Source organism: Spirosoma fluminis, assembly GCF_054778895.1.
This window is the reverse complement of the sequence record NZ_BAAGZD010000045.1, coordinates 257,195-263,214: the sequence shown is the minus strand read 5'-3', so window position 1 is coordinate 263,214 and position 6,020 is coordinate 257,195. Positions and strand designations below refer to the sequence as shown.

At 46.5% G+C, this 6,020-nt stretch carries 4 protein-coding genes and 2 pseudogenes; 3 read left to right on the top strand and 3 right to left on the bottom strand.

Annotated features, from left to right (window positions below; genetic code table 11):
- Positions 1-982 precede the first annotated feature (982 nt).
- Positions 983-1,600 (bottom strand): annotated as a pseudogene (locus tag ACYVBJ_RS28280) (IS982 family transposase); the annotation flags it as partial.
- Positions 1,601-1,875: 275 nt separating this feature from the next.
- On the opposite strand from ACYVBJ_RS28280, the gene ACYVBJ_RS28275 reads away from it, so the two are divergent.
- Complete coding sequence (locus ACYVBJ_RS28275; protein WP_460980090.1) at positions 1,876-2,880, top strand: IS110 family RNA-guided transposase; 1,005 nt, start codon at positions 1,876-1,878, stop codon at positions 2,878-2,880.
- Positions 2,881-2,900: 20 nt separating this feature from the next.
- On the opposite strand, the pseudogene ACYVBJ_RS28270 reads toward ACYVBJ_RS28275, so the two are convergent.
- Positions 2,901-3,137 (bottom strand): annotated as a pseudogene (locus ACYVBJ_RS28270) (IS982 family transposase); the annotation flags it as partial.
- A gap of 458 nt (positions 3,138-3,595) precedes the next feature.
- Between ACYVBJ_RS28270 and ACYVBJ_RS28265 the strand changes: the two are divergent.
- Positions 3,596-3,856 carry a hypothetical protein gene (locus ACYVBJ_RS28265; protein ID WP_460985648.1) on the top strand — a complete coding sequence of 87 codons (261 nt, stop codon included), beginning with the start codon at positions 3,596-3,598 and terminating at the stop codon, positions 3,854-3,856.
- A gap of 27 nt (positions 3,857-3,883) precedes the next feature.
- On the opposite strand, the gene ACYVBJ_RS28260 is transcribed toward ACYVBJ_RS28265, so the two are convergent.
- The gene (locus tag ACYVBJ_RS28260) at positions 3,884-4,258 is read right to left on the bottom strand and encodes a DMT family transporter (protein WP_460985647.1); all 375 of its coding nucleotides are present in this window, start codon (positions 4,256-4,258) and stop codon (positions 3,884-3,886) included.
- A gap of 276 nt (positions 4,259-4,534) precedes the next feature.
- Between ACYVBJ_RS28260 and ACYVBJ_RS28255 the strand changes: the two genes are divergently transcribed.
- Positions 4,535-5,848, top strand: coding sequence for an esterase-like activity of phytase family protein (locus ACYVBJ_RS28255; protein ID WP_460985646.1), 1,314 nt, complete (start codon positions 4,535-4,537; stop codon positions 5,846-5,848).
- Positions 5,849-6,020 lie beyond the last annotated feature (172 nt).

The following is a 6,020-nucleotide window of genomic DNA, read 5'->3' as shown; positions in this document are numbered from 1 at the left end:
TTGGAAGCCCTGACAGAAGCTGTTTTAGAGCAAATCGACACTTTGGGAAAAGATCGGAGATTAGTACAAGCCTTCTTCTACAAAAAGGAGATTGGCTTCTTTACAGGTTAATTCACGCATCAATAATGAGGTGATGCAGCAAAGAAGCCCATAGGTGCGATTAGGAAAGTGTCCAGAGGCAGCGGAAACTTTAACAAATAATAATAGAAAATTTTGTGCGCAAAGGCGGCTATAAGCGGTTGTATTCATCCAGTTGACCAGGTCTATAGCAGTGTAAATTGCTTATACATTGGGGTACTTATTGGTGCCTTGTAGATTGGCAAATACCACTATGCATCTGTTATACACGCTGGTTAACTTATTTTATTACTTCCTTAATATCAATATATATAGCTTACTGATATACCGGTTAATCAGTCGTCAAAACTTACTTAAACGGTCTTATTATGCCTAATGTAAACCGCTTTACTAATTGACATGAGTGTACAGAAGAGTTTTGGCTGATCTCTATTTAGACAGCATTAACATTTTTTCGAATTATTAGTCTGATTGAGGTTTCCTTGAAAGAGTTTTTATATCGTTTAGAACAATCTGTATGTCGTCTATATTAAATGTAATACCATATTCCAATGGTGAAAAATACGAAAAGCAAGATGGCCAACGTAAACAGGATTTGCGCTCGACGGCTATAGTAGATGTATCGACTATTACCCGCAAATAAATTCATAAGCTCATTAATTATATGATGTAGCATACATTCATTTAAACTGGTTTTTTCTGCTGAACAATTAAGACGGGCTAAATGCACTCTAGTCAGATTATCAAAATGTTAAATACAACTATTCGATACTAATCGTAGAAATCTATTGGCAATGAGTGTCTTCCTAGATACAATCAGAAATAGCCAAGTATGAACGGCTTAATTAAACTACTACCTGCCACATGTATAGTGAAGGTTTAATAATTAACTTAAGTTGTGTGGTTACAAATAGAACAAGATGTTGTGAGCCAGGATGAAGCCTACCACTTTCAACAAATAGCCTTTCGCCGTTACCGCATGGATGCGCCGGGGCCATCGGCTGACCAACTGGCTAATGTCAGTCTCTACATGACGTCGGGCTTGCTGGCGCAGCCAGTTGGTGCAGTAGTCGTTGTCGACCCGCCGACAATTGCTGCGCCGAATTGGTTGAAAGGCGATGGCACCGGCTTGCGCCAATAAAACCTCCTGAGCGTAGTGATTATAGGCTTTGTCAGCATAAACCTCACTGCCAGCCGGTAAATCGAAGCCCAGCAACTCAAAGCCAATCTGGTCATGAGCGCTGCCAGGTGTGAAGTCGAACTCGATGATCCGACCATCAGCCGCCGTCCTCAGATGCACTTTGTAGCCGTAAAAGTACTCGCGCTTGCTGGCGTTGTAGCCCCGGAAGGCTTTGCCTTTAACCAATCGGCAGCGGCTGATGCGGATGTTTTTGCAAACTGGCAAGGGACACGAGTCCACTGAAAAGCGCGTATTTTCAGCCTTAGCCCATTGACTCAGCAATCCCAGCAGTTCATATAGACGATCCTGTAGGCCGTACAACCGGCGGTTGAACTGAGAACGACCGCTTCGGCCTTTAGATTTAGGCCGTTGTACGATTCTAAGATGCGTCGTGTAACTTAGAGATACTCACAGAATGTGAGCGACCAACCCCGGCAGGACTACCTTAACGCTTCGGCAAGGCAAAACCTATGGATCGATTCAAGATCCTGCCGGGACTTTTAGACAGTGACTTCAGATAGAAATGCGGGTTCGCGGCCCATGAGCAAGCGGGGCGCCCCGTGGCGTATGAAGGTGTCTAATGTTGGCCAACTCGTTTAATCTTACTCTGTAAAGTTATGCAATTCGATTATTTCATTGGCGTTGATGTGTCCAAAGCAACCTTGGATTTCGCCGTGGCTAAGACCAATCAGATCTTATTTCATCAGCAGGTCAGCAATGATCAGAAAGGTATTACTGCTTTCCTTAAACTCTTGCGCCAGCAAACCAAAGCAACTCTTGGGCAGTGTCTGTTTTGTCTGGAATTTACGGGCATCTATAACAACCCATTGCTAAAAACTCTCCACCAGCACTCAGCCTCCATCTGGATTGAGCGGGCAGTCCATATCCAGGAAAGTGTAGGACTCACTCGGGGAAAAACCGATCAGATCGATGCTAAACGAATTGCTTTGTTTGCCTACAAAAACCGCGATGAAGTTCGTTTATGGACGCCACTGCGCCCTGTCATTGCCCAACTAGATCGGTTAACAGCCCAACGAGCTCGCCTAGTAAAAGTGATTAAAATATTGCAGACCCCCTTAACCGATTCGGAGGGCTTTATTGACAAGGCTGATCGAAAAGCTAATCAGCAAGCCTGTGCAGCCTCTTTAAAATCGCTCAAAGTTGATCTTAAATCAGTCGACAAATCAATTGCAGAATTGGCCAAGCAAGACCCTGAACTAAGCCGACTTTTCGAGCGAGTCACCTCCGTGGTCGGTATTAGCCAGACTACAGCCGCTGAGATCATCGTCACCACTAATGAGTTCAAAGCGATTAGTGATCCTAAAAAGTTTGCCTGCTACGCTGGCGTTGTTCCCTTTGAGCGCAGTTCTGGTCAACGTAAAGGTCGTTCTCAGTTAAGTCACCGAGCCAACAAGAAAGTGAAATCGTTGCTTCATATGGGCGCCATGTCAGCGGTACAACATTGTGCGCAACTGAAAGCCTATTACGAACGAAAAGTGACTGAAGGCAAGAATAAAATGTTGGTTCTTAATAATGTCCGCAACAAGATTGTCTTGCGCATTTTCGCCTGTGTTCGGGAAGACCGCAATTATGACGAAAACTTTTCTTTCCCCTTTGTTTAAATCATAGAAATCGGTCCGATAAGCTTGTGAGTGATGTTGCGGGCTCGTTTCATGGAGCGCATAGCTTGTTGACAGTTGGCTCCAAAGTCCATGCAGGCCACCACAAAGACAAACAAAACCTCAGCATCGGTCAGTTTGGGCGGTTCTCCGCTGGCTGAAGGGCCGGTGGAGCTGGAGTGGTTGCAAGTTTTGAGATAGTCCTCTATCATTGCATACACGAACACATCGCGTAAGTCATCGGTGTCGAAGTGGAGCATGGTTAGTAGTGGAAGTTTGGCGACTTAAAACTACACAGACCATGCTTTTTTGTACAACTACCTACTACCACACAACTTGGGTTAATTAACTAATAAATCAGCGGTTTATAAGCACTAATTTTGAGTGTCCTGAAAGATTGATCGATTCGTTTTACTGCTGTCTATAAGCAGTTGCAGACGCTAAATGATACTGGCTTCGAAACGCCTGTTGACGCCAGAAATTTTTGTATTGGGGAATCAAAGTCAATGGGGTAGCACCTTGTAACGAGTATAATGAATTGACTGATCAAGTAAGTCTTCATGACTGCCATAGGCAGTCTAGGAGCTATGCGGAGGAGGAAACCATCTATACGTTCGCCCTTTCCTACATTAGCTATATTGGTCATTATGAATGGATGCGTATGGATTTCAGGTAAACTGGTCTATAATATTTACTCAACTAATTTTCGATCCGCACAATGGGACTTGTCATGAAGGTGACACCGGCAAATATCCACCGGCTTTGGTTTAGTACCGATACGCCACTTCGGCAGTTTCGTATTAAGATGAATCCGCGTTTATGGGATGCCTGCACGCGAGTAGAAAAGGGTTTTGCACCGCCTTCCGGAGCACAACGACTGATGGATTATACCAGACGGGATAAAGTGGCCTTTGTTCGTCTGGTTCTAAAAGAAATAGACGCACGGCGAAAGACAGCGAATCCTGAGGTTGTTTTATGAGCCAAAGAGGTCCGTCTCGTGAGTCGATCAAGTGGCGGGATACAGCCGCAGACCAACGATACCTAGACCAATTAATGTCAGAAATAGCAGTTCTGTAAACGACCAGCTGGCTTTAAATACTAATACGTCTACTAGTTTAACAAATGCTAATACAAGCGCCGTCCAGACCGCAAAGGCTACCGCTGTTGGCATTTGCTTGAGCGCCAAAGAAAAAAAATACATGTTTCCCAGTCCGAAGACGATGTTTCCCAGTAGGGGCAACAGAACGGGAAGGCCAGTACTAAGCGAGTAAAGCATATTCCAACCCAGCGTTTTCAGGGCATCAAACGACAGGTATTTAAGGGTGTAGATCCAACCTGTCTGGAGGCAGGCGGCTATGAGGAGAAAAAACCAAGCATGCATTGACTTTAAGGAATTTTATGAACGTTTGGGTTGATCAATCGACGCAATATCGGCTAGCCTGATGACATCTAGTCTATTCCGTTCTTGAACAGAAAGTCGAAAGTATTATTTTCGCTCGGGTTACAATTCGCTGATTTTTAGCCAAATCCAAATGGAGTTCCTGCCGTCGCTTCGGATGACTCCTCTTCTTTATAATAGCTTAATATTGGCGGGTTATATTTCACAATCAGGCAACATGGGATACGATAGCTTTACCTTATCAAACAATTCTGATGTATGCCCTTACAACTACCTTCCTCGTCAATAGCCACTGGCTGTATACTAGCCGGGGGATTATTCGTTGCCTCCTGCATGGATCACCGCCCCCCCACGTTCCAGTATCCCGTGTATTCGGAAGCGGCCAATCCTGCGGTGCTGGCCGTATCTCCCAATGGAACTACGATCTACAATGGGGGCTTTGGATCGGCCGTTGCGGCCGATCCCACCGACCCAACCGTTTTTTACCTATTGACCGACCGGGGGCCTAATGCTGCCGGTTCAGCTGCCAATTCCATTATTTTCGGCAAAGCGGATTTTACGCCCCAAATTGGCCGGTTTCGCCTTGTTGGCAATCAATTGGTGTTAGAGCAAATGATTCTGCTTAAAAATGCGGCCGGGCAGTTGTTGACGGGCCTGCCTAATCCCGTAGGTCAGGGAAATACAGGCGAGCTAGCCCTTAATCTGAACGGCCAGTCCATCGCCCCAAACGCCGACGGTCTCGACTCAGAGGGCCTGGTGCTGGCATCAGATGGTACGTTTTGGATCAGTGATGAATACGGCCCTCACATCGTTCATGTTGATGCTACCGGCAAAACGATTGAGCGGATTAACCCCTTCGGAACCGGTACCGGCGGACGTACCCTACCCAAAGTGCTGGCCCGGCGTCGGCCCAACCGGGGTATGGAAGGGCTAACGATTACCCCCGATGGGAAAACGTTGGTGGGGCTGATGCAGTCGCCCCTGTATAATCCTTCCTCGGCAGCTGTATCGGGTTCCACTGTGCTGCGGATTGTTACCTTTGAGATGGCGACGGGTCTCACCCGGCAATACGTCTATCTGATGGAGAACGCGAGCCTGACGGGTTGCAGTGAAATTGCAGCCATCAGTAACACCACGTTTCTAGCCTTGGAGCGAGATGGCGACTACGGCGGGAATCCTGCCAAACCTGCCACGTTTAAACGGGTTTACAAATTTGATTTGGCGGGGGCAACCGACATTTCGGACCCCGCCAACGGGGAGGGCGGTAAACTCTACAATGGCCTGACTGTAGAACAATTGAAAGACAAGGCTGGCCTGCAGACCGCAGGTGTGAATCCCGTTACTAAATCATTGGTGTTAGACCTGCTTACGGGCATCTCGCCGGTCTATCCCCACGATAAAGCGGAAGGCATTGCGCTACTGGGCAGTCACACGTTGGTCATTTCGAATGACGATGATTTTGGGGTTGTTGACAATGGTCAGAATGGATTCACCCAGAAGATTCTACCAGCTACTGGTAAAGTAGATCTCAACCGACTCTATTTTGTAACCCTGCCGTCCCCATTGCGTTAATTCTGGTCGTTGATCCGTTGCGGAGTCAGCCACTAAGTCATACGAATTTACCAGGAAATAGAGTTCGTATCCCAGCCAAGCCATTTCTAGTAGAGATAGCTTTGCTGGGATACTGTTTCTAATGATGGCTGGTATACGCTTGCGACCGATACTCAGCCCGCCGAATATTCCC